Origin of the sequence: Erwinia sp. BNK-24-b, from assembly GCF_047456155.1 — a bacterium.
In the GTDB taxonomy this organism is placed as follows: Bacteria; Pseudomonadota; Gammaproteobacteria; order Enterobacterales; family Enterobacteriaceae; genus Erwinia; species Erwinia phyllosphaerae.
In genome coordinates this window covers 1,210,687-1,232,087 of the sequence record NZ_CP179901.1, presented here as the reverse complement: position 1 = coordinate 1,232,087, position 21,401 = coordinate 1,210,687, and the positions used below count along the sequence as shown (strand labels likewise).

At 54.8% G+C, this 21,401-nt stretch carries 21 protein-coding genes; 2 read left to right on the top strand and 19 right to left on the bottom strand.

Annotated features, from left to right (window positions below; all coding sequences use genetic code 11):
* Positions 1–4: 4 nt before the first annotated feature.
* The 18 genes from ACMGGR_RS05720 to gcvA all read right to left on the bottom strand — a co-directional run bounded on the left by ACMGGR_RS05720 (position 5) and on the right by gcvA (position 17,336).
* A complete protein-coding gene (locus ACMGGR_RS05720) occupies positions 5–721 on the bottom strand; it encodes an ABC transporter permease (RefSeq protein WP_246757984.1) in 717 nt (238 codons plus the stop codon).
* Complete coding sequence (gene hisQ / locus ACMGGR_RS05715; RefSeq protein ID WP_246757985.1) at positions 718–1,404, bottom strand: histidine ABC transporter permease HisQ; 687 nt, start codon at positions 1,402–1,404, stop codon at positions 718–720. The genes ACMGGR_RS05720 and hisQ overlap by 4 nt, the downstream gene beginning before the upstream one ends.
* Before the next feature lie 82 nt (positions 1,405–1,486).
* Positions 1,487–2,269, bottom strand: coding sequence for a lysine/arginine/ornithine ABC transporter substrate-binding protein ArgT (argT, locus tag ACMGGR_RS05710; protein ID WP_246757986.1), 783 nt, complete (start codon positions 2,267–2,269; stop codon positions 1,487–1,489).
* A gap of 244 nt (positions 2,270–2,513) precedes the next feature.
* Positions 2,514–3,083, bottom strand: coding sequence for a UbiX family flavin prenyltransferase (locus ACMGGR_RS05705; RefSeq protein WP_246757987.1), 570 nt, complete (start codon positions 3,081–3,083; stop codon positions 2,514–2,516).
* Positions 3,084–3,169: 86 nt separating this feature from the next.
* Positions 3,170–4,687: an amidophosphoribosyltransferase gene (purF, locus tag ACMGGR_RS05700; RefSeq protein ID WP_246757988.1), complete on the bottom strand. Its 1,518-nt coding sequence runs from the start codon at positions 4,685–4,687 to the stop codon at positions 3,170–3,172.
* 36 nt (positions 4,688–4,723) lie between these two features.
* On the bottom strand, positions 4,724–5,209 hold the full coding sequence (gene cvpA, locus ACMGGR_RS05695) for a colicin V production protein (RefSeq protein ID WP_246757989.1): 486 nt from the start codon (positions 5,207–5,209) through the stop codon (positions 4,724–4,726).
* Between the two features lie 328 nt (positions 5,210–5,537).
* Positions 5,538–6,251, bottom strand: coding sequence for a cell division protein DedD (gene dedD / locus ACMGGR_RS05690; RefSeq protein ID WP_246757990.1), 714 nt, complete (start codon positions 6,249–6,251; stop codon positions 5,538–5,540).
* Complete coding sequence (gene folC / locus ACMGGR_RS05685) at positions 6,241–7,503, bottom strand: bifunctional tetrahydrofolate synthase/dihydrofolate synthase (protein ID WP_414148366.1); 1,263 nt, start codon at positions 7,501–7,503, stop codon at positions 6,241–6,243. Before folC ends, dedD begins: the two co-directional genes overlap by 11 nt.
* Before the next feature lie 64 nt (positions 7,504–7,567).
* On the bottom strand, positions 7,568–8,473 hold the full coding sequence (gene accD, locus ACMGGR_RS05680; RefSeq protein ID WP_246757992.1) for an acetyl-CoA carboxylase, carboxyltransferase subunit beta: 906 nt from the start codon (positions 8,471–8,473) through the stop codon (positions 7,568–7,570).
* Between the two features lie 368 nt (positions 8,474–8,841).
* Entirely contained in the window at positions 8,842–9,504 is a 663-nt protein-coding gene (locus tag ACMGGR_RS05675) for a DedA family protein (protein WP_246757993.1), read from the bottom strand.
* A gap of 18 nt (positions 9,505–9,522) precedes the next feature.
* Positions 9,523–10,338: a tRNA pseudouridine(38-40) synthase TruA gene (gene truA, locus ACMGGR_RS05670; RefSeq protein ID WP_246757994.1), complete on the bottom strand. Its 816-nt coding sequence runs from the start codon at positions 10,336–10,338 to the stop codon at positions 9,523–9,525.
* A complete protein-coding gene (locus tag ACMGGR_RS05665; protein ID WP_246757995.1) occupies positions 10,338–11,348 on the bottom strand; it encodes an aspartate-semialdehyde dehydrogenase in 1,011 nt (336 codons plus the stop codon). The genes truA and ACMGGR_RS05665 overlap by 1 nt, the downstream gene beginning before the upstream one ends.
* Before the next feature lie 124 nt (positions 11,349–11,472).
* Entirely contained in the window at positions 11,473–12,597 is a 1,125-nt protein-coding gene (pdxB, locus tag ACMGGR_RS05660) for a 4-phosphoerythronate dehydrogenase PdxB (RefSeq protein WP_414148365.1), read from the bottom strand.
* A gap of 146 nt (positions 12,598–12,743) precedes the next feature.
* Positions 12,744–13,157 carry a fosfomycin resistance glutathione transferase gene (fos, locus tag ACMGGR_RS05655; protein WP_246757997.1) on the bottom strand — a complete coding sequence of 138 codons (414 nt, stop codon included), beginning with the start codon at positions 13,155–13,157 and terminating at the stop codon, positions 12,744–12,746.
* A gap of 46 nt (positions 13,158–13,203) precedes the next feature.
* Positions 13,204–13,647 (bottom strand): hypothetical protein, encoded by a 444-nt coding sequence (locus ACMGGR_RS05650; RefSeq protein WP_246757998.1) that lies wholly within the window; start codon positions 13,645–13,647, stop codon positions 13,204–13,206.
* 95 nt (positions 13,648–13,742) lie between these two features.
* On the bottom strand, positions 13,743–15,065 hold the full coding sequence (locus ACMGGR_RS05645) for a VOC family protein (RefSeq protein ID WP_414148364.1): 1,323 nt from the start codon (positions 15,063–15,065) through the stop codon (positions 13,743–13,745).
* A 22-nt stretch (positions 15,066–15,087) separates the two neighbouring features.
* Positions 15,088–16,338, bottom strand: a complete 1,251-nt coding sequence (locus ACMGGR_RS05640) for an aspartate aminotransferase family protein (RefSeq protein WP_414148363.1) — start codon at positions 16,336–16,338, stop codon at positions 15,088–15,090.
* A 104-nt stretch (positions 16,339–16,442) separates the two neighbouring features.
* Positions 16,443–17,336, bottom strand: a complete 894-nt coding sequence (gcvA, locus tag ACMGGR_RS05635; RefSeq protein ID WP_414148362.1) for a transcriptional regulator GcvA — start codon at positions 17,334–17,336, stop codon at positions 16,443–16,445.
* A gap of 130 nt (positions 17,337–17,466) precedes the next feature.
* On the opposite strand from gcvA, the gene ACMGGR_RS05630 reads away from it, so the two are divergent.
* Together ACMGGR_RS05630 and ACMGGR_RS05625 are read left to right on the top strand one after the other, a co-directional pair.
* On the top strand, positions 17,467–18,960 hold the full coding sequence (locus ACMGGR_RS05630) for an aldehyde dehydrogenase family protein (RefSeq protein ID WP_414148361.1): 1,494 nt from the start codon (positions 17,467–17,469) through the stop codon (positions 18,958–18,960).
* A 95-nt stretch (positions 18,961–19,055) separates the two neighbouring features.
* Positions 19,056–20,336, top strand: coding sequence for an NAD(P)/FAD-dependent oxidoreductase (locus ACMGGR_RS05625; RefSeq protein ID WP_414148360.1), 1,281 nt, complete (start codon positions 19,056–19,058; stop codon positions 20,334–20,336).
* Positions 20,337–20,497: 161 nt separating this feature from the next.
* On the opposite strand, the gene ACMGGR_RS05620 is transcribed toward ACMGGR_RS05625, so the two are convergent.
* Positions 20,498–21,250 (bottom strand): glycosyltransferase family 25 protein, encoded by a 753-nt coding sequence (locus tag ACMGGR_RS05620; protein WP_414148359.1) that lies wholly within the window; start codon positions 21,248–21,250, stop codon positions 20,498–20,500.
* Positions 21,251–21,401 lie beyond the last annotated feature (151 nt).

Below are 21,401 nucleotides of genomic sequence, written 5' to 3'. Positions count from 1 at the left end.
CTACTCAGTGGCTCGATGAAGGTTTTATGTGCGCCAGCCAGCGCCGCTCCGCTTTACGAAACAGGCTAATTAACGCATAAGAAATAATCAGATAGAGCAGCGCCGCAATACCGAAAGCGTAAAAAGGCTGATAGGTTGCAGAGTTGATATCGCGCGCCACCTTCAGCAAATCGGGAACGGTCGCGGTAAACGCCAGCGCCGTAGAGTGCAGCATCAAAATCACCTCATTACTGTAAGCGGGCAAGGCAATGCGCAACGCCGATGGCAAAATAATGCAGCGATAGAGTTTAAAGGTGGAAAAACCGTAGGCGCGTGCCGCCTCGATTTCGCCGTGCGGCACGGCGCGAATGGCTCCGGCAAAGATCTCGGTGGTATAGGCGCAGGTGTTTAACGTCAGCGCCAGCAGCGTACAGTTAAGGCCGCTGCGGAAAAAGGCATTCAGCAGCTCGTTGCCCTTAACGATTTCCAGCGTATACATGCCGGAATAAAAGACCAGCAGCTGTACATAGAGCGGCGTGCCGCGGAAGATATAGGTAAACAGCCATACGGGAAAACGCACGGCTTTGACGCTCGAAACACGGGCGATGGCCAGCAATACGGCCAGGCAGCCGCCAACCACAACGGAAATAATCAGCAGCCAGAGCGTGATGGCCACGCCGGAAAAACGATAGCCGTCGCTCCACAGCAGGGCTTTCCAGTATTCCTGCACGATATCGATCATAAGTCTGCCCTTCTTACGCCTACGGAATAACGACGCGTCAGCCACCACAGCACGCCGTTGGAAAGCGTGGTGAAAATCAAATAAATCACCCCGGCTACGATAGCGAAGTAAAACGGTTGCCAGGTGCTTTTTCCCGCCAGCTGCGTGGCTTTTACCACGTCTTCCAACCCCAGCAGCGACACCAGCGCGGTTGCTTTCAGGATAACCTGCCAGTTATTGCCAATGCCGGGCAGCGCATAGCGCATCATGGCCGGAAACAGAATGCGGCGGAAAGTTTGCGAACCGGAAAAACCGAAAGCGGTAGCCGCCTCAATCTGCCCTTTCGGCACCGCCATAAAAGCGCCGCGAAAAGTTTCGGTAAAATAGGCGCCGTAAATAAAGCCCAGGGTAAGGATACCCGCCACCATAGGATCGATATCAAACTGGGCCAGGCCAAGCAGGTCGGTCAGCTGGTTAAGGGCTATTTGCAGCCCGTAAAAGATCAGCAGCATCAAAACCAGGTCGGGCACGCCGCGAATAAGCGTGGTGTAACCTTCAAAAATCATTGCCAGTGAGCGGCGGCCGGAAAGCTTAGCGCCCGCGCCAAGCAAGCCCAGCAGTACCGCAAGCACGACGGAACTCAGGGCCAGCTCCAGCGTTACCATCGCCCCTTTAAAAATTACTGTAGAATAGCCATCCAGCATAGGTAGTTTCCTGGCCGATTAAATATGTCTGCCCCGCACAACGCAGGGCAGAACGAGAGCAAGCGCCCCCTGACAGATTTTCTTAATCGCCGTAGACGTTAAAATCGAAGTATTTTTTCGCCAGCTTGTCGTAGGTGCCATCTTTACGCATAGAGTCGAAAGCTTTGTCGATAGCGGCTTTCAGCTCGGGATCCTCTTTCGGCAAGCCGATGCCGGTTCCCACGCCAAAGATTTTTTCATCTTTTACCGCCGGACCGGCAAAGGCGTAATCCTTACCGACGGGCTGCTTGAGAAAGCCTTCGCTGGCGGCAACTTCATCCTGGAAAGCGGCGTCAATGCGGCCTGCGGTCAGGTCCTGATAAACCAGATCCTGATTGGCGTATGGCGTAATGGTTACGCCCTGGGTGCGCCAGTACTGGTTAGCGTAAGTTTCCTGGGTGGTGCCCTGCAGCAGACCGATGTTTTTACCTTTCAGCGAAGCTACGGTTGGCTCCAGCTTTGAGCCTTTCGGCGCAATCAGCCGCGCGTTAGCCGCATACAGCTTTTCAGAGAAGGCGATTTCCTGCTGGCGCTTTTCGGTGATGGAAAGTGAAGAGATAATGGCGTCGATTTTTTTCGCTTTCAGTGAGGGGATCAGCGCATCAAAATCGCTTTCCACGAAGGTACATTTGGTTTCCATACGCTTGCAGATTTCCGTGGCCAGATCGATATCAAATCCCACCAGCTGGCCCTGCGCGTTTTTAGATTCAAACGGGGCGTAGGTGGGATCGGTGCCGATGCGCAACGCTTTTGGTACGGCAGCAAAAGCACTGCCAGCGGCAGAGAGCGCCAGCAGCAGAGAAAGAGCCACAGCCTGCTTTTTCATAGATTATCCTCAAAGTGCGTTTTTATTATGGGTCTACCCGCTTTGAGATGTGCAGGTTCCGTGCCATTTTTACCGGCAGGCGTTCAGGAAGATGACGGAGGTCTGACAGACGGCACGGATGTGCCGACTGCGCGCAAAGGAAGAAGGCAGCGTAGCGCTAAAAATGCTTTGTTTTGGTGCAAAACCTGCACGCAAAGCGTTTACAACGGGAAAAATGCACCAACAGAGCGCACAAGACTGTCGTCTATGCACCTTGCCAGCGCGTAAAAAGATCTTTATCAAGCTGGATATCAAACTGATCCAGCACGCGGTTAACCGTCTGATCGACAATATCCATTACCGTTTGTGGACGGTGGTAAAACGCGGGCACGGGCGGCATGATCACCACGCCCATTTCTGCGGCGGTGGTCATCATTCGCAAATGCCCAAGGTGCAGCGGCGTTTCGCGAACGCAAAGTACCAGCCGACGCCTTTCCTTCAGGATAACGTCCGCCGCACGCGTCAGCAGGCCATCGCTGTAGCTGTGAACGATGCCGGACAGCGTCTTCATCGAGCAGGGTAAAATAGCCATACCATCGGTTTTAAACGAGCCGGAAGAGATGCTGGCGGCAATATCGCGCACGTCATGCACCACGTCCGCCATCGCCTGCACGTCGCGCACGGAATAGTCGCTTTCCAGGGCCAGCGTCTGCCGGGCGGCCTGGCTCATCACCAGATGGGTTTCGACGTCGCTGACCTGCTGCAATACCTGCAGCGCGCGCACGCCGTAAATTACGCCGCTGGCGCCTGAGATACCGATGATAAGTCGTTTCATAAGAGTCCTTATTGAGTCCGCCGCGCCAAAAAAAATGGGCCGGAATTGCTTCCGGCCCATCATACCTGCTGTGACACCCGAGGGCATTAGCCTTCGTTGTGCATTTCCAGGTTTTCGACTTCATTCTGACGCGCCAGCGCTTTGGCATCATCGTTGCGCAGCGACTGGATATGCTCCAGGTAACGCTGGTCGACATCTTTGGTGACGTAAACGCCGTTGAAAACCGAGCATTCAAACTGAATGATATCCGGATTTTCTTCACGTACCGCATCGATAAGATCGTCCAGATCCTGGAAAATCAGCGCATCCGCTTTGATCAGCTTGCAAATCTCATCTACTTCACGACCGTGCGCAATCAGCTCAGTGGCGCTTGGCATATCGATGCCGTAAACGTTCGGGAAGCGGATTTCCGGAGCGGCAGAAGCCAGATAAACCTTTTTCGCTCCCGCTTCGCGCGCCATTTCAATAATTTGTTCAGACGTGGTGCCGCGCACAATGGAGTCATCCACCAGCAGCACGTTCTTACCGCGGAACTCGGCACGGTTAGCGTTGAGCTTGCGGCGTACCGCGCTGCGGCGCAGGTGCTGGCCTGGCATAATGAAGGTACGGCCTACGTAGCGGTTTTTCACAAAACCCTGACGGTAAGGCTTATTCAGAATGCGGGCCATTTCCAGCGCGATATCGCAGGAGGTTTCCGGAATCGGGATAACCACGTCGATATCCAGATCTTCCCACTCACGGGCGATTTTCTCACCCAGCTTGGTGCCCATACGCACGCGCGCGCTGTAAACGGAAATTTTGTCCAGGAAGGAATCCGGGCGGGCAAAATAGACGTATTCAAACAGGCACGGGTTGAATTTCGGGTTCTCTGCGCACTGACGGGTAAACAGCTGCCCTTTTTCAGTGACGTAGACCGCTTCGCCCGGCGCAACGTCGCGCAGGAACTCAAAGCCCAGCGTATCCAGCGCCACGCTCTCGGAAGCCACCATATATTCGTTACGGCCGTCAGCCATAGCGCGTTTGCCGATAACCAGCGGACGAATGCCGTTAGGATCGCGGAAGGCAACCAGGCCGTGACCGATAATCATTGCTACGCAGGCGTAAGCGCCGCGAACGTGCTGATGCACCGCCGCAACCGCTGCAAAAATGTTTTCTGCTTCCAGCGGGTAATGCTGAAAACGATCCAGTTCCTGAGCAAAGATATTGAGCAGGATCTCAGAATCTGAGGTGGTGTTAACGTGACGGCGGCCGCTTTCGAACAGCTGCTTGCGCAGTTCGTGGGCGTTGGTCAGGTTACCGTTGTGCGCGAGCGTAATGCCGTAAGGCGAGTTGACGTAAAAGGGCTGCGCTTCAGAAGCGCTGGAGCTTCCCGCAGTCGGGTAGCGGACGTGGCCGATACCCATATTGCCCTGCAAACGCTGCATATGGCGAGCTTCAAAAACATCGCTCACCAGGCCGTTTGCTTTACGCAGGCGGAAGCAGTGTAAGGCATCAATGGTAACGATGCCTGCGGCATCCTGGCCACGGTGCTGCAGCACCGTTAACGCATCATAAATCGACTGGTTGACCGGCATAAAACCGGCGATCCCGACAATACCGCACATGTGGTCATTTCCTCATAAGCCGCAACCCCGGCTCAATTACCGGGGCAAAAAACTCGACGTGCCTTTCAGGTAGTCAAAAAACCACCTGATAATATAGCTAAACTGGGGAATCAGCTGGGACTGTTGCCAGTCCGGGCTTTTGGAAAAGCCGGTGAAGGTATCAAGGAAAAACAGCATGGCCGCCACAATCAGTACGCCGCGTAATGCCCCGAAACAGACTCCCAGCACTCTGTCGGTCCCCGACAGGCCAGTTTTTTCAACCAGCGAGCCAATCACAAAGTTGACGATCGCCCCGACTATCAGCGTGGCGACGAACAACACCGCAATGGCGATTCCATTTCGAACCAGTTCGTCCTGAAAACCTGTGAACCAGACAGCAAGGAAGGAGTAATAATGACTGGCGACAAAAAATGCGCAACCCCAGGTGACGAGTGATAAAGCTTCCCGAACGAACCCGCGGATCAGGCTGACAAGAGCCGAAAAACCAACAACCGCAATAATGACGTAATCTATCCAGACCATGAACTCTTCCAGCGACTGTGCCCCTGTATCAGGCCACGTTCTCTGTGGCCATAATGGGCAACAGAGCGGCGTAACCTGAGTTCGGGGCGAATTCTAACAGAAAAAGAAAACGTTTGCGTAGCTTTTCCTTAACCGTCCTGATGAAAACCGGGCGCGAAAAAAATCCACCTGAAACCTGCAAGAAAAAGGAAAAAACAGGTTGGCTGACGTGCCTCGGCAACCAATTGATTTAGCAGTTTTTACCCGCTACCGCCTCGCCAGATTCGGCGCGGCGGCAGCGGGTTTTTAGGCGCTGAAAGGCACAGGCTCTTTCAGCAATAGCAACAGGCTAACGAACGCTATAAGGTTTAATGACGCCGCCCAGGCCGGTAATGCCCTTCAGCTCGCCAATGGACGCCTGCATTTTTGCTTTAGAGGCATCTGGCCCTACGTAAACGCGCGTGATTTCGCCCTGCACCGGCGTTGAAGGCACGGTAAAGGCGCGATAGCCGGAAAGACGGAGCGACGCCACGATTTCATTGACCTTCGCAGCATTTTTCAACGCGCCCAGCTGCACAACCCAAGCCTGACCAGACGGTGCGCTTTCCTGCGCCGGTTTCGGTTCGGCTTTCTGCACGGGCCTGGATTCAGGTTTAGGCTCTGTCTTCTGGACGGGTTTTGGTACGGTCTTCGGTTTTTCGACCGGCTTCTCGACCGGTTTCTCAGCAGGCTTAACGTGCTGCACAGGCGGCGGCGCAACCACGGTTGGCTGATTGCCGGACTGCGGCGCGGTAGAACCGCTTTCTGCCTGCGAGGTGTTTTCGCTGGTCTGGCCCTTCACCGCCGTGCCTGCGCCTTCCGGCGGCTGTGCCGGCAGCGATTGCGTCACCGGCGGCACCATTTCTGAATCCTGCTGGTCGCCGGGTTTAGGCACCAGTGGGATAGCGGCAAACTCTTCTTTATAATGCTTTTTCTTGCCATCCAGCAGCCCCGGCAACGCGATAACGCCCAGCGCCACGATGATAATGGTCCCTACTAAACGATTTTGAAACTTACTTGCCACTGCCACTCTCCGTTTCCATCGTTTCCATTACGTGCGCTACGGTGTGAAAAGATCCGCACACCAGCACGATATCCTGTTCATGCGCCTGCTGTAACGCATGCTTAAATGCTTCCGCCACGCTGGAAAAGGTTTGCGCCGTGGTCGGCAAATGCGCCGCCAGCTGCTGCGCCGTTGCGCCACGCGGCCCTTCCAGCGGCGCGCAGTACCAGCTATCAACCTGGGGCTTCAGGCAGGCCAGCGTGCCGATAATGTCTTTGTCGTGCAGCATCCCTACTACCGCATGCACCTTACCGGTTTTTGGCAGTTCGCTCAGGCGTCCGGCCAGATAAGCCGCCGCGTGAGGGTTGTGCGCGACGTCCAGAATAATGCGGGGTGATTGTGCAACGGTTTGAAAACGGCCGGGCAAAACGGCTTTATCCAGGCCGTAGAGCACCGCATCATCCACCTTGAGCGGTGACGCGCGCAGCGCGGCCAGCGCCGTAGCGGCATTTGGCAGCGGTACCTGCGGCAAAGGCAGGCCGCTCAGCGTGCCCAGCTGGTCCGTAAACGACCAGTCATGTTCACCCACGCTAAATGACCAGTCGCGATCGCGCTTGTGCAGCTGCGCGCCCAGCGTAGCGGCGACTTCGGCGATGGTATGCGGCATATCCGGTTCGCCAACGATGGCGGGTTTGCCGCCACGAAATACGCCCGCTTTTTCACGGCCAATGCTTTCGCGATCGGGGCCAAGCCAGTCGGTATGGTCGAGCGCGATACTGGTGATAACCGCGACGTCGGCATCCACAATATTGGTCGCGTCCAGGCGGCCACCAAGCCCCACTTCAAGGATCACCACGTCCAGCTGCGCGCGCTTGAACAGCCACAGCGCAGACAGCGTGCCGTATTCAAAATAGGTCAGCGACGTGTCGCCACGCCCTTGCTCAATATCGGCAAAAGAAGCGGTGTGATCGGCTTCCGGCAGCTCTGCGCCCTGAATACGTACGCGCTCGGTATAGCGCAGCAGGTGCGGCGAACTGTAGACGCCCACGCGATAACCCGCCGCCATCAGCAGCGTTTCCAGCGTGCGGCAGGTGGTGCCTTTGCCGTTAGTCCCGGCAACGGTGAAAACAACGGGCGCTGGCGTTAACAGGTCAAGGCGTGTCGCCACGCGCTGAACGCGCGCCAGCCCGAGTTCGATAGCTTGAGTATGAAGATGCTCAAGATAATGAAGCCACGTGGCCAGAGGCGACGTGGCTTGAGGAAGATTATCCATGTATCCCGTTCACAACGTTACGGTTCATAGGAGAAAGGGCGACGCGCGCCCTTTCGGCCATCGGTCACGCCTCTGGACTTTGCGTGGCCTCTTCTGCTTCCGGCTGCTCTTCCTGCGGCTGCGGCAGGTTCATCATTTTTGCCAGCACGCTGGCCAGCTTGTAGCGCATTACCGGACGGCGCACGATCATGTCGATAGCGCCCTTCTCGATCAGGAACTCGCTGCGCTGGAAGCCCGGCGGCAGTTTTTCACGCACGGTTTGCTCGATAACGCGCGGGCCGGCAAAGCCAATCAGCGCCTTAGGTTCAGCAATGTTCAGATCGCCCAGCATAGCGAAACTGGCGGAAACGCCGCCCATGGTTGGGTCGGTCAGCACGGAGATGTACGGCAGACCACGCGCCTGCATTTTCGCCAGCGCGGCGCTGGTTTTCGCCATCTGCATCAGCGACATCAGCGCTTCCTGCATACGCGCGCCGCCGGAAGCGGAGAAGCAGATCAGCGGGCAGTTATCTTCCAGCGCCTGCTCAACGGCACGAACAAAGCGCGCACCGACCACGGAACCCATTGAGCCGCCCATAAAGGAGAACTCGAAGGCCGCCGCGACAATTGGCATACCGTGCAGCGTGCCTTTCATTACGATCAGCGCGTCTTTCTCTCCGGTATCTTTCTGTGCCGCGACCAGACGATCTTTGTATTTCTTGGAATCCCGGAACTTGAGCACGTCTTTTGGCTCCAGTTCGCTGCCCAGCTCAACTAAAGAGCCTTCATCCAGCAAGCTGTGCAGGCGGTCACGACCGTGCATACGCATGTGGTGATCGCATTTCGGGCAAACTTCCAGATTACGTTCCAGCTCGGCACGGTACAAAACCTGACCGCAGCTGTCGCATTTGGTCCACACCCCTTCAGGGATGCTGGCTTTGCGCGAAGGAGTAATTGTGCTCTTGTTGAGAATTCTTTCAATCCAGCTCATTGATGACCTGTTATGTTGTTTGTTGTGCTAAATCAGATACTTAACACAGATTATCGCCTGAGAATTAGGCGGTATTACATCATAAAACGCTTGCCCGCGCTACATAATCATCAACGGGTTATCGTGGCTTTTCACACGGATTTTTCACAATGATTACCTTGTAACCGTTCGCGCTTTTATTCATTCAGGCCGATGCCCGCGTTAAAACTTGCGTTCTGCTGCTATTTCATTCAGCGCCGACAGAGAGTTTACCCGCTGGCTAACTATCCCGGTGCCGCAACGCCTTGCGGCTGGCCGCGGTCTTTCTGCCTGAAGCAAAAAGCCCGGCTTTCGCCAGGCTTTCACGCTGTTTATCGTTACCGGGACAGCTACAGCTTCTGCTGACGAGCCGCCGAACGGCGATGGCGCAGCACTTCCACAATGCCGGGCAGGACCGAAACCAGAATGATGACGACGATCAGATAGTGCAGGTTTTTCTGAATCGCCGGCAGATTACCAAAGAAGTAACCGGCATAGGAGAACAGCAGCACCCACAGCAGGCCGCCAGCCACGTTAAACAAGGCAAAATGACGATAGGACATCTTGCCCATACCGGCAACAAACGGCGCAAAGGTACGGACGATGGGGACAAAGCGTGCCAGGATAATCGTCTTGCCACCGTGGCGCTCGTAAAACTGATGGGTTTTATCCAGATAGCTGCGACGGAAAACCTTTGAGTTCGGATTGCTGAACAGCTTGTTGCCAAACAGCCGACCGATAGTGTAATTCACCGCATCGCCTGCAATTGCCGCCACGCAGAGCAGCAGCGCCATCATGTGCACATTCAGCGCACTGTCCGGGATAGCCGCCAGCGCGCCCGCCACGAATAACAGCGAGTCACCGGGCAGAAAAGGCGTGACCACCAGCCCTGTTTCACAAAACAGAATCAAAAACAGAATGGCGTAGATCCAGACGCCGTACTGCGCCACCATCGCCTGTAAATGAACATCAATGTGCAAAATAAAGTCGATAACGCTGTGAATCACTTCCATACAGGGTTCCTTAATGCGTTAATCCTCGAGGAACAGCGGTCCCATCGGCGGACGTGGTAAATCATAATGTTCAGGGTAATCAACCGCGACCAGATAGAGCCCTTCGGCCCGCGCGGTTGCCGCTGCCAGCGTGCGATCTTTCGCCGCCAGCAGTTCGGCCATCCAGCTCTCCTGCTGATTTCCACAGCCTATTTCCATCAGGCTACCGACAATATTGCGCACCATGTGATGCACAAAAGCATTGGCTTTAATATCCACTACGACATAGGCGCCATGACGGCTAACGTTTAAATGGATAACGTTGCGCCACGGCGTACGCGACTGACACTGTACGGCGCGAAAAGAAGTGAAGTCGTTTTCACCCAGTAATGCCTGGCCGGCGCGCTGCATCTTTTCGGCGTCCAGCGGATGATAAAAATGCGTAACGCCACCGTGAAGGATCGCCGGGCGCAAACGGCGGTTGTAGATCACATAGCGATAACGTCTTGCCGTCGCGCTAAAGCGGGCGTGAAAATCATCCGCGACGGATTTCACCCAGCGCACCGCGATATCGTCCGGCAGATTAGCGTTAACGCCCAGTGTCCAGGCCGCATCTTTGCGTAGCGAAGTGGTTTCAAAATGCACCACCTGCCCCGTACCGTGTACGCCAGCGTCCGTTCGTCCCGCGCAGAAAACCACGACCGGATGATTGGCCACTTTTGAGAGCGCCTTCTCCAGCTTTTCCTGAACGCTTCTGACTTCCTGCTGCCGTTGCCAGCCATAGTAACGGCTGCCGTCATATTCAATCCCCAGCGCCAGCTTGTACGTGGGTGGCGGCAAATCTCCTGCTGACATTACCAGAAGTACTCCTGTACCAGCTTCTCGGCCGTTTTCACCGCCATCAGCGCGCCGCCGAAGCGCACGTTATCCGCCACTGACCAGAACTGCAGCATTTCCGGGATACCGTAATCGTTACGAATACAGCCCAGGCTTAGCTGCACGTTTCCAGAGGCGTCGCCCACCTGCGTCGGATAGTCATCTTCATCAGAAAGCGCGATATCTTCCGCCTGCATCAGGGCTTCACGCGCTTCTTCCGCCGACATCGGGCGTAAATTTTCTATATGGACAATCTGCGCGTTGCCATAGAAAACCGGTGCCTGAACGGTGGTGACGGTAATCGGCAGGCCTTCGTCCTGTAGCACTTTACGCACCTGATCGATCAGGCGACGTTCCTGCAGCACGCTCCCTTCCGCATCCGGCAGCAGCGGCAGCATGTTGAAAGCCAGCTGGCGGCCAAAGAACGTCTCTTCCGCAGGCAGGCCGTTCAGCAGGCGCGCGCTTTCGCCCGCCAGTGAATCCACCGCCGCTTTGCCATGTGCCGAAGCGGCAATCAGGCTGGTCACCTGCAAACGACCCAGCCCGGCCTGATCGACCAGCGGTTTGATCGCGCACAGCAGCTGGCTGGTCACGCTGTCGGCCACGCTGACGATATTGCGATTGCGGTAGTCCGCCAGCACCTGAGAATTCACGTCCGGCACCACCAAAGGCACATCCGGCTCCAGCGCAAACAGATCGCTGGTATCAATCACCAGGCAGCCCGCGCTGGCGGCTTCTTCCGCATAGCGCGCGGAGGCTTCACGTCCGGCGGCAAAAAAGGCCAGCTGTACCTGCGACCAGTCAAATTCCTGCGCGCTGGTCACCAGCAGCGTTTTGCCTTCAAAACGCAGGTTTTCACCCGCGCTGCGTTCACTCGCCAGCAAGTGCAGCTCACCAACCGGGAACTGGCGCTCGGCCAGTAGTTCCAGTACTGCTCCGCCTACTGCGCCTGTCGCGCCCAGTAGCGCAATGTTCCAGCCGTCAGACATGTTGGTTTACTCCAGATAATGTACATAAAAAACAGAAGGCGGTGACACCACCGCCCAGGGATTCAGATTTTTTCGTAGTCCACGTCAACCACAACAGGCAGGTAAACGGGAGTCAGGAAGCGCCCTAATAAACTGCGTTAAAGCCCAGCTTCAGCAGCAGCGCAGCGGTTTGCGCAGAGTCGCACTCGACACGCAGAGAAGACCACTCGCGGCGTTCCAGATAATTTTTGCGCAGGCGGTCAAATTCGCCCGGGATCGCGGCTACTTTTCGCAGCGGCGCATCGTCGCGGCGCACATCATACACCAGATGCACCAGTCTTTTTAGCGTTGGCTGATCCAGCTCGCCGTGCAGCGTTATCTGGCCAAACTCCGGCGCGGGCAGCAGCGTATCCAGCGCTACCTGCTGTGGCTGGCCTAAAAAGCGCGTCCAGGCTTCAAAAACCTGCGTGGTGCCGCGCGCCTTGCCTTCCAGCGTATAGCCTGCGATATGCGCGGTGGCAATATCTACTTTATCCAGCAGCGGCAGGGAAAGTTCCGGCTCCGGCTCCCAAACGTCCAGCACCACGCTAAGATCGCTACGCGTTTCCAGTACTTTCAACAGCGCCTGATTGTCCACTACCGGACCACGGCAGGCGTTAATCAGGATGGCGTTTGGTTTCAGCGCCATAAGTAAAGCTTCATCGGCCAGATGCAGCGTTTTGTACTCGCCCTGTTTGAACAGCGGCGTATGGAAAGTCAGGATATCGGCTTCCTCCACCAGCCGGGACAGCGGCAGGAAATCGCCTGCGTCACCCCGATCGGCGCGAGGCGGATCGCAAAGTAGCGTGCGAATGCCCAGCGCTTCCAGACGAGCCTGCAAACGACCGCCAACGTTGCCGACGCCCACGATGCCGACGGTACGATCTTTCAGTGCAAAACCGTCACGCTCTGCCAGCAGCAGCAGCGAAGAGAAAACATATTCCACCACGGCGATGGCGTTACAGCCGGGCGCGGCTGAAAAGGCGATGCCCTGCTGTTGCAGATAGGTCTCATCGATGTGGTCGGTGCCCGCCGTGGCCGTGCCGACAAACTTCACCGGCTTGCCGTCTAAGAGCGCCGCGTTGACTTTGGTGACGGATCGCACCATCAGGCCGTCGGCATTGTCCAGCTCGGCCTGCGGCACCGGACGTCCCGGCACGGCGACAACATCGCCAGTACGGCCAAACAGTTCGCGGGCGTAAGGCATATTTTCATCAACGAGAATTTTCACAATCAGGGTTCCTGTTTACTCACGGCGAGGGGCGGTATTCTGCCATAAATTACCGACAGGGATAAGCAAGGGATGCGGCAGCCAGCGGTGGTCCGGCAGAACAAGGCTGCTCTGCCGGATTCGGGAAAACGGGGAGAAGAAAATAGTTAGCTAAAAATCATCCTGTGATAAGGATTTTTCCGGCAGGCCGCCAGCCGCTGCTGTAAATCACCGACATGGACTTCCAGCTTATGACCGTCGGGATCGAGAAAGTAGAATGATTCGCCTTCGCTACGGTTTTCTTTCCAGCTTGTCACCCCGGCCTGCTGAAGACGCATCACAAAATCGGCGAAGTTTTGCTGTTCAATGGTAAAAGCATAGTGCGTATAGTCGCTGCTTTCGGGTGCAACATATTGCCGCATCGCATCGTAAGAGAGACATAACCATAGCGGCCCGCAGTTCAGATAAGCACCGCTTTCCCAAACGGCATGCAGATCCATTTGCAGCAGCCGCTGATAAAACGCCACGCTTGTGTTGAGATCGCTGACCGCCAGCGTTAAATGGTTGAGTCCTGATAACATATTTATCGATGCCTCATAAATGAAAGCAATCTGGCCTGACAGAAATTCACTGGTTTATACGGGTAATCATGATTTGCTTTTGCTTACAGGCTTTATCCTGGCACACCTCGCCAAACCAGAGCTGCCCGCTGTCGCCGACCATCACGCCCTGATCCCGCGCAAACAGATTTTCATATTTTTGGTTAACGATGACCTGGCTCAAGGCTGGCGTAAACACGGCGTCATAGCTTTTTTGCAATGCATCCTGATTGCGGAAGGTTTTTTCCTTACCGCGTAATCCTACCTTCAGTGGATAAGAGACCATTGCGGCCACTTTCACCTGGTTTTGTGATGCTACCGCCCTCTGCAAATTGTCGAAAAAATCGTGGTAGTCCTGATGCGAACCGAAAAGAACGTCGAGCCGTTGGTCGACCTCCTGTTCCGTCGCGGAGAAGGCGCTGCCTGAGCCAATAAATAACGTTAACAGCAAAACAACCAGTCTGGTTTTCATCGTGAATTTCCTTAATGATCGGCTAACGCCCGCTATTCTGCCTGAATTTTATGCTGCTAACTTTAGGCTTAAGTTATGGCCTGAGTCAAAAAGCATTAGCGCCCGTCGAAAATCTCCGCCAGCGAGTTATCTTCCAGCTGCTGATACAGCGAAAACTCGTCGATAACCTGACGGCCCAGCGCCTGCTCAAAAGCGGCCTTATTAGGATTACCTTTGCTTACCGCGCCCCTTTCACTGCCCAGGTTCGACTGGAAAATCCCCGCCGCGCTGACCGGTAAAAAATCCTCATAAATAATTGGCCTGGCCTCGATAATGCCTTGCTGTAGTAAAGTGTTGAGATGTTCGCGCGACGCTGTTTCAACAGGCAGCCGTTCAGCCACCAGCCGGTAGCGAAAATAGCCCAGCTTTTGCTGACGCAGCGTTTCTTCATCGTCCGGGAAAGCGGCAAAGCGCGCGGCGGCATCGCTGTCACCCTCGGCGGGGTGCTGTAAAAGCTGGTCATACAGCGCGCGGCCCTGCGGCGTCAGCGCCAGACCGCGCTGTTCGATTTCGCCAAACCGCGCGGTATGCCTGCCTTCGATGCTGTCGGTAAACACAATCTTTTCACTTAACGCCTTAAAACTGGTCTGGCGCAGCAGGATCGGCACCCGACGTCGCGGCGGCCCTTCAATATTCTCTTTCGGTACGATTTGGTAATCCGGCATCCGCTGCTGCACGCTGTCGATATCCAGCGTGCGTGGCGTCAGATGGTTAATATGCGGCCCTTTAAAAGAGACGACGTCGGCAATCAGGCGGTGCTGCTCCAGCAGCGACTGATAGGTAGCAACATCGACCTGCGCTTCGCTGTGCCACTGAAAGGTTTTCAGCGCTTCGGCAACAAACTCTTCCGCCTGATCCGCCGTCAAACCTTGCTGCTTATCATTTGTTGCCATCAGCTCCAGCGCGCGAGGCGTAAAAATAGCCCGTCTGGCGAGGATCTGTTCTACCTGCTCCCTGAGCTTCGCATCCTCGATCAAATCCAGCCGCAGCAGCGAAGTGAAAACGCGGAATGGATTGTATTGCAGCGAGCTTTCCTCAACGGCGCGGAAAGCGGTCGCGTGTACCGGAACGCCCGCCGCAGAAAGATCGTAATAGCTCACCGGCAGCATCCCCATCACGGCAAACAGCCTGCGCATCGTTGCCAGTTCTTCCGCCGTACCCAGCCGGATAGCGCCGTGACGCTCTACGTCCAGCCGGTTTAGCTCCTGCTCCTTGTCCAGCGTGGCAAAAGTCTGTGGATGCGCAAGGAGGTAGCGCTCGTTCACTTCTTTCACAATGTGCAACAGCGTGCGGTACTGGGGAACTTCCTGTTGATACATCAGCGACATCGCCTTAGAGAATTTGTCGCGAATAAGATCGGGCGAAACAAGCTGGGTCATAATCTGGCCTTATGATGATGGTTTACGCGCGCAGGGTAAAAAGAGCCTGTTCGATAAGTAACAACCCTTCTTTAAGAATAGCTGGCGGCGTGGTCAGCGGTGCTAACAGCCGCAGGATATTGCGATGTCGGCCGCTTGGCATAAGCAGCACGCCTGCCTCACGTGCGCTGACGAGCAGTGCGCTAAGGTGGTCGGCTCCACAAGCATTTGCCGTATCCTTAAAGACGATGCCGCGCATTGCGCCCGTACCGGTCAGTTCACCAACCATCGGTAAGTCGCTGCCGTGCCAGCGCTGGTGGGCTTCGACAATCGCCTTATCCATTGCACAGCCCCATTCAGCCAGGCGTGCATCGGTCATCGTTTTAATCACGGCCAGGCTGGCGGCGCAGGCGACAACGTTGCCGGAATAAGTCCCACCCAGACCGCCACGCGGTAAGGCGTCCATAATCTCTTTTCGTCCGGCAATCGCCGCCAGCGGCAGGCCGTTTGCCATGCTTTTTCCCATCAGCAGCAGATCCGGCTCCGTGCCCAACGCCTCGAAGGCAAACTTTCTGCCGGTGCGGCCAAAGCCCGACTGGATCTCATCCATAATCAGCACGATGCCGGATTCGTTACACAGCCTGCGCAGCCAGCTGGCAAAAGCAGCATCCAGACAGCGAAAACCGCCTTCGCCCTGCACGGGTTCGACAATAATCGCGGCAACGTCTTCAATGTCGACCTCAACGTCGAACAGACGCAAGATAGCCGCTTTGGCTTCTTCAGCCGACACGCCAGAATCTTTGCCGGGAAAAGGCGCATGAAATACCGTTCCCGGCAGCGTGCCGATGCGGTTTTTATAAGGCTTAACCTTGCCGTTAAGCGCCAGCGCCGCGAGGGTGCGGCCATGAAAAGCATCATCGAACGCGATAACGGCCTGGCGACCCGTGCAGGCTCGCGCGATTTTAAGGGCATTTTCCGTCGCTTCCGTACCGCTGTTGGTCAGCATAAAAGCTTTATCGTAGTGCAGGGGAATAAAATCGTTGAGCGCCTCGGTTAGCTGCAAATATTTATTATGCGGCACGGCATTAAATGCCGAATGCATTAAGGCGCGAATTTGCCCGGCAGCCTGTTCAACCACTTCAGGATGGCAGTGACCTAAATTGAGTACGCCGATACCGCCAATAAAATCGATATAGCGGCGACCGGCAATATCCCAGACCTCGGCATTTTCGCCACGCTCAATACAGACGGGATGAACAATATTTATTGACTGGCTAACGAAGGGCAGCTCCATTATTTATTCCTGCTGGGGAAAAGATAAGGAAGATAAAAACAAAGTTGCCCTGCTGCTTCAAACGAAAAAAAAGGCGGTATCCATTCCTTTTTTTCCGGTATCGCTCAGGGTGCCACGTTCAGCGACGGCGCTTTTTCCTGGATCCACGCCATAAAAGCGGTCACCTTGGGTGCCTGGTGTGCGTGCTCAGGCACGGCAATATAGTAAGCGTTGTGGCTGTCCGTCATCGCATAGTGCCAGGGAATAACCAGTTTCCCCTCCGCCAGCTCTTCTTCGACAAACATACGCGGCACCAGCGCCACGCCGCAGCCAATCCGCGCGGCCTGAATAGACAGCATAAACGTCTCAAAGCGCGGGCCGTGATAGCTGTGTTCCGTATGAAACCCCTGCTGTTCATACCAGTCGTGCCAGGCTTCAGGCCGCGTAGAACTTTGCAGCAGAACCATCCGGGTCAGCTCAAGCGGCGAGGTCAAAGGCACGGCGGGAAGGATGTCGGGCGAACAGACCGGCACCACAACTTCATCCAGCAATTTTGTACAGTGCGCCCTGGGCCAGTTGCCGCGACCATAATAAAAAGCGATATCGATGTTTTCTTTATCAAAGTCAAAAAGATCGATGCGGCTCGAAATATTTAAATAAAGATTGGCGTGCTTAAAGCGAAAGCCGTTCAGGCGCGGCATCAGCCAGCGCACGCCAAAAGTCGGCAGCGTATTGACGTTCAGTACTTCATTGCGGCTACCGTAGGAAAGCATGTAGCGCGTCGACATTTCTACCTGGGTCAATACCTTACGCACTTCTGTCAGGTAAACCGATCCTTCTGGCGTCAGCTGAAGGCGCTTGCGCACGCGCTGGAAAAGCGCCGTGGCAAGAATAGCTTCCAGCTGGCCAACCTGCTTGCTGACCGCGCTCTGGGTGATATTCAGTTCTTCCGCCGCTTTGGTAAAACTTAAATGCCTGGCGGCCGCTTCAAAACACTGCATAGAGATCAATGAGGGCATGTATCGGCGATTCATATGAGGTCACAACTTTCCGGAATGAATTGAATAAAAAATGTCGTTTGTTTCCATCTGTCACTCCCATCAATACTGAATTACGCAATTTTTTTGTCAATAAATAACAGGTGATGGAATGATTAAAGAGCTAATGCTGCGAATGGGCGTCGCTGAAAATGATTATCTTGCAGGAAATTATCCCGTTACGTCGCCAATTGATGGCAGCGTAATTGGACGAATTACTTTGCAAAATAAAGAGGAAGTAGCCCAACGCATTGAGCTTGCCCACTCCGCCTTTATTCAATGGCGCAAAATTCCGGCTCCGCGCCGTGGCGAACTGGTACGTTTGTTTGCTGAACAGCTGCGCCAGCACAAAGAAGAACTGGGCGCGTTAATTACCTGGGAATGCGGCAAGATCCTGCAGGAAGGCCTGGGCGAAGTGCAGGAGATGATTGATATTTGCGATCTGGCCGTGGGTCAGTCACGTCAGCTTTACGGCCTGACTATCGCCTCGGAGCGCCCCGGCCACCACATGCGCGAAACCTGGCATCCGCTGGGCGTTATCGGCATTATCACCGCCTTTAATTTCCCCACCGCGCCCTGGGCCTGGAATGCGGCGCTGGCACTGGTTTGCGGCAACAGTCTTTTATGGAAGCCGTCAGAGAAAACGCCGCTGTGCGCACTGGCTACCCAGGCACTGCTGAACAAAGCTATCGCGCAATTTGGCGACGATGCACCGGAAGGATTAAGCCAGGTAATTTTAGGCGAGCGGGAAGCAGGTGAAGTGTTAACCAGCGATGCGCGAATTCCGCTAATCAGCGCCACCGGCAGCACGCGAATGGGCCACGATATTGGGCCAGCGGTTGCGGCACGCTTTGGCCGAAGCATTCTGGAGCTGGGCGGTAATAACGCGATGGTGGTTACGCCTGCTGCCGATCTGGATATGGCACTGCGCGCTATATTGTTTTCGGCTGTCGGCACGGCGGGCCAGCGCTGTACCTCATTGCGTCGCCTGATTGTGCACCGCTCAATAAAAGACGACCTTGTGCAGCGCCTGAAGCAGTCTTATAGCAATATCAGCATCGGCAATCCGCTCAAGGGTTCATTAATTGGGCCGCTGATTGATGAACAAGCCTTTAAGGCAATGCAAAACGTGCTGGCCCTGGCTAAAACCCACGGTGCGAAAACATTTGGCGGCGAGCGCGTGCTGGATAATAAATATTCGCAGGGCTATTACGTTTCTCCGGCAATTGTCGAGCTGGAGGCACAGACGGAATTTGTCCGCAAAGAGACTTTTGCGCCGGTTCTTTACGTACTCCCTTACGATACGCTGGATGAAGCCATTGCCTTAAATAACGATGTGCCGCAAGGGCTTTCCTCCTGTATCTTCACGACCGATATCCGCGAAGCCGAAACCTTTATTTCCGCTACCGGCAGCGACTGCGGCATCGCGAATATTAATATTGGCCCAAGCGGCGCGGAAATTGGCGGTGCTTTCGGCGGTGAGAAAGAAACCGGCGGCGGTCGCGAATCGGGTTCGGACGTCTGGAAAAGCTATATGCGTCGCCAGACCAATACCGTTAACTATTCGCGCGAATTACCGCTGGCTCAGGGTATTAAATTCAATTAGTTTGGCTGTAGCCGCTGACTTTATCAGCGGCTCTTTTTTCCCGGCTTCACGATAAAAATTCTGTCAATCATTGCAGTCTATTGCCCGGAGTCAGTATGGAGCAGAAATGTTTATGGGAAAACACCTCGTCTGAACTTCCCCTTTCTTTCCCCTGTTTGCAGTCAACGGTAGAAAGCGACGTCGTTATTATTGGCGGCGGCATTACCGGTCTTTCGACCGCGCTACATCTTGCCGAAAATAATATTTCGGTGACCGTACTGGAATCTGGCAGCGTCGCCAGCGGCGGTTCGGGACGTAACGTCGGCCTGGTCAATGCGGGTGCCTGGATCCCGCCGAACGATATTTTAAAGGTCCTGGGCAATGAGAACGGCGAACGCGTGACGCGCATGATGGGCGAAGCGCCCGCGCTGGTGTTTTCGCTGGTCGATAAGTATGGCATTGCGTGTGACGCTACCCGTAGCGGCACGCTGCATCTGGCACACAACGACAACGGCATGAAGGATTTGGCGCGTCGTTATGAACAGCTCAGCAGTCGTGGCGCACCTGTCGAAATGCTTAGCCAGACGCAGGCACAGCAGCTGGTCGGCAGCAGCAACGTTCCGGCGGCCCTACTGGATAAGCGCGCCGGTACGCTAAACCCGACAGCCTACACGCGAGGCCTGGCGCGAGCGGCCAAAATCAACGGCGCGGCAATTTATGAACAGAGCGCGGTGAAAGGCGTCAGCCGGAGCGGCACGCAGTGGACTATCACCACGGCAGAAGGCGAAGTTAAAGCGTCGCGCGTAGTGTTGGCCACCAATGCCTATACCGAGGCAGACTGGTATACGGTGAAGCAGAACTTCTTTAAAGCCTGGTATTTTCAGGTCGCTTCTGCGCCGCTGGAGTGTGCCGATGCGCAGGCTATTTTCCCTGAGCGTCAGGGTTCCTGGGATACCAAAACGGTTCTCAGCAGTATTCGTCGCGATGCACACAATCGTTTGCTGTTTGGCAGTATGGGGTCGGCGCAGGGAAAACCGGCGGCCTATATTCGCGGCTGGGTAAACAGCCAGCTGAAGTTTTATTTTCCTTTTCTGCGTAATGTAAAGTGGGAATGCTTCTGGACGGGCACGATAGGCTTTACGCCAAATCATACCTTTCGTATTTTTGAGCCACTGCCCGGCATGCTGGCCGTGACGGGCTATAACGGACGCGGCGTCACGACAGGCACCGCCGTAGGAAAAGGATTTGCGCACTATCTGACCACGGGTGAGCAATCGCTGCTGCCTCTGCCGCTACAGCAGTATAAGCCGGTGACCCACTCCACTTTGCGTTCCGCTGCCTTTGAAAATGGCTTTACGCTCTACCATACTGGCCAGGCGCTACGCATTTTCTCCTGAGCGTGCGGCAAAAGGAGTCGCGGCGAATGGTGTTGCCGGAGCCGGACTGGCCGCAATATTAAAGCCGCCGTAAGCGTTGTTGCCGGAGCCGGACTGGTCGCAATATTAAAGCCGCCGTAAGCGTTGTTGCCGGAGCGGCGCCACTGGCGCCGTTGAAAGATTTAGCACTTAACAATTTTTATAAAATTCCGCTTACCCATCAGCCATACCATTCTTTTTAACCTGACCGATAGCGGGCGCTTTTTGCGCAGCTCCTTCCAGATTTGTTTCTTTTTGGACTGATGATCTTCCTCATCTGCTGGCATCTTTATTGTCGATGCGCTGGCAAGGTCAGAATGGACAATGACCGGGGGAATAACAGCATTGATATCACAGTCAGCATATTCTTTAAAAAGGCTCCAGCGGTCTGCAACCATCCATACGGGATAAAAAGCTGCCAATACCTTTTGCGCGGCGGCCTGGTTAATAACATAGCCATGCGACATGCAGGCCTCAATAACGGGATAAACCCGGTGGGTCTGGTCGAGATGAAAAAGGTATTTATCCTGATATTGAAACGTTTTGGTCAAAAGCGTGATGGTCGGTTTTTTGCTGTATTCGGCCTTATTGAGCGCGTTCAGCACGGTCGTTATATCCGGCATCAGCTTTGCGTCGTCTTCCAGAATCAGTGCGGTGTTAATCTTTTGCGCGCACATAAGGCGGTAAACCTTGATATGGCTAAGCGAGCAGCCGATTTCGCCAGGTTTATAAGCATAATTAAGTTTACGCGTATGTTGCTGTATTTCAGCAGAGGTTAACAGCCGCCCATCTATAGCATCAATAAATTCATAATCCAGATTATATTTAGCACATTCTCTTTCAATACTTTCCCTACGCAATACCGAGCGCTTCAAATTAATAATAAAAACTTTCATTCTACTAACATCCATTATTTAAACTGGAGAAATAGTTTTCCATACCGAAATTAAACCAGAGATATTCGCGATTATTTTGGCTTTCATTTCTACTTATTCCCCAGCTCGATACTCCTGTATCGATCTTTAACATCGCGCGACGCAATTATAT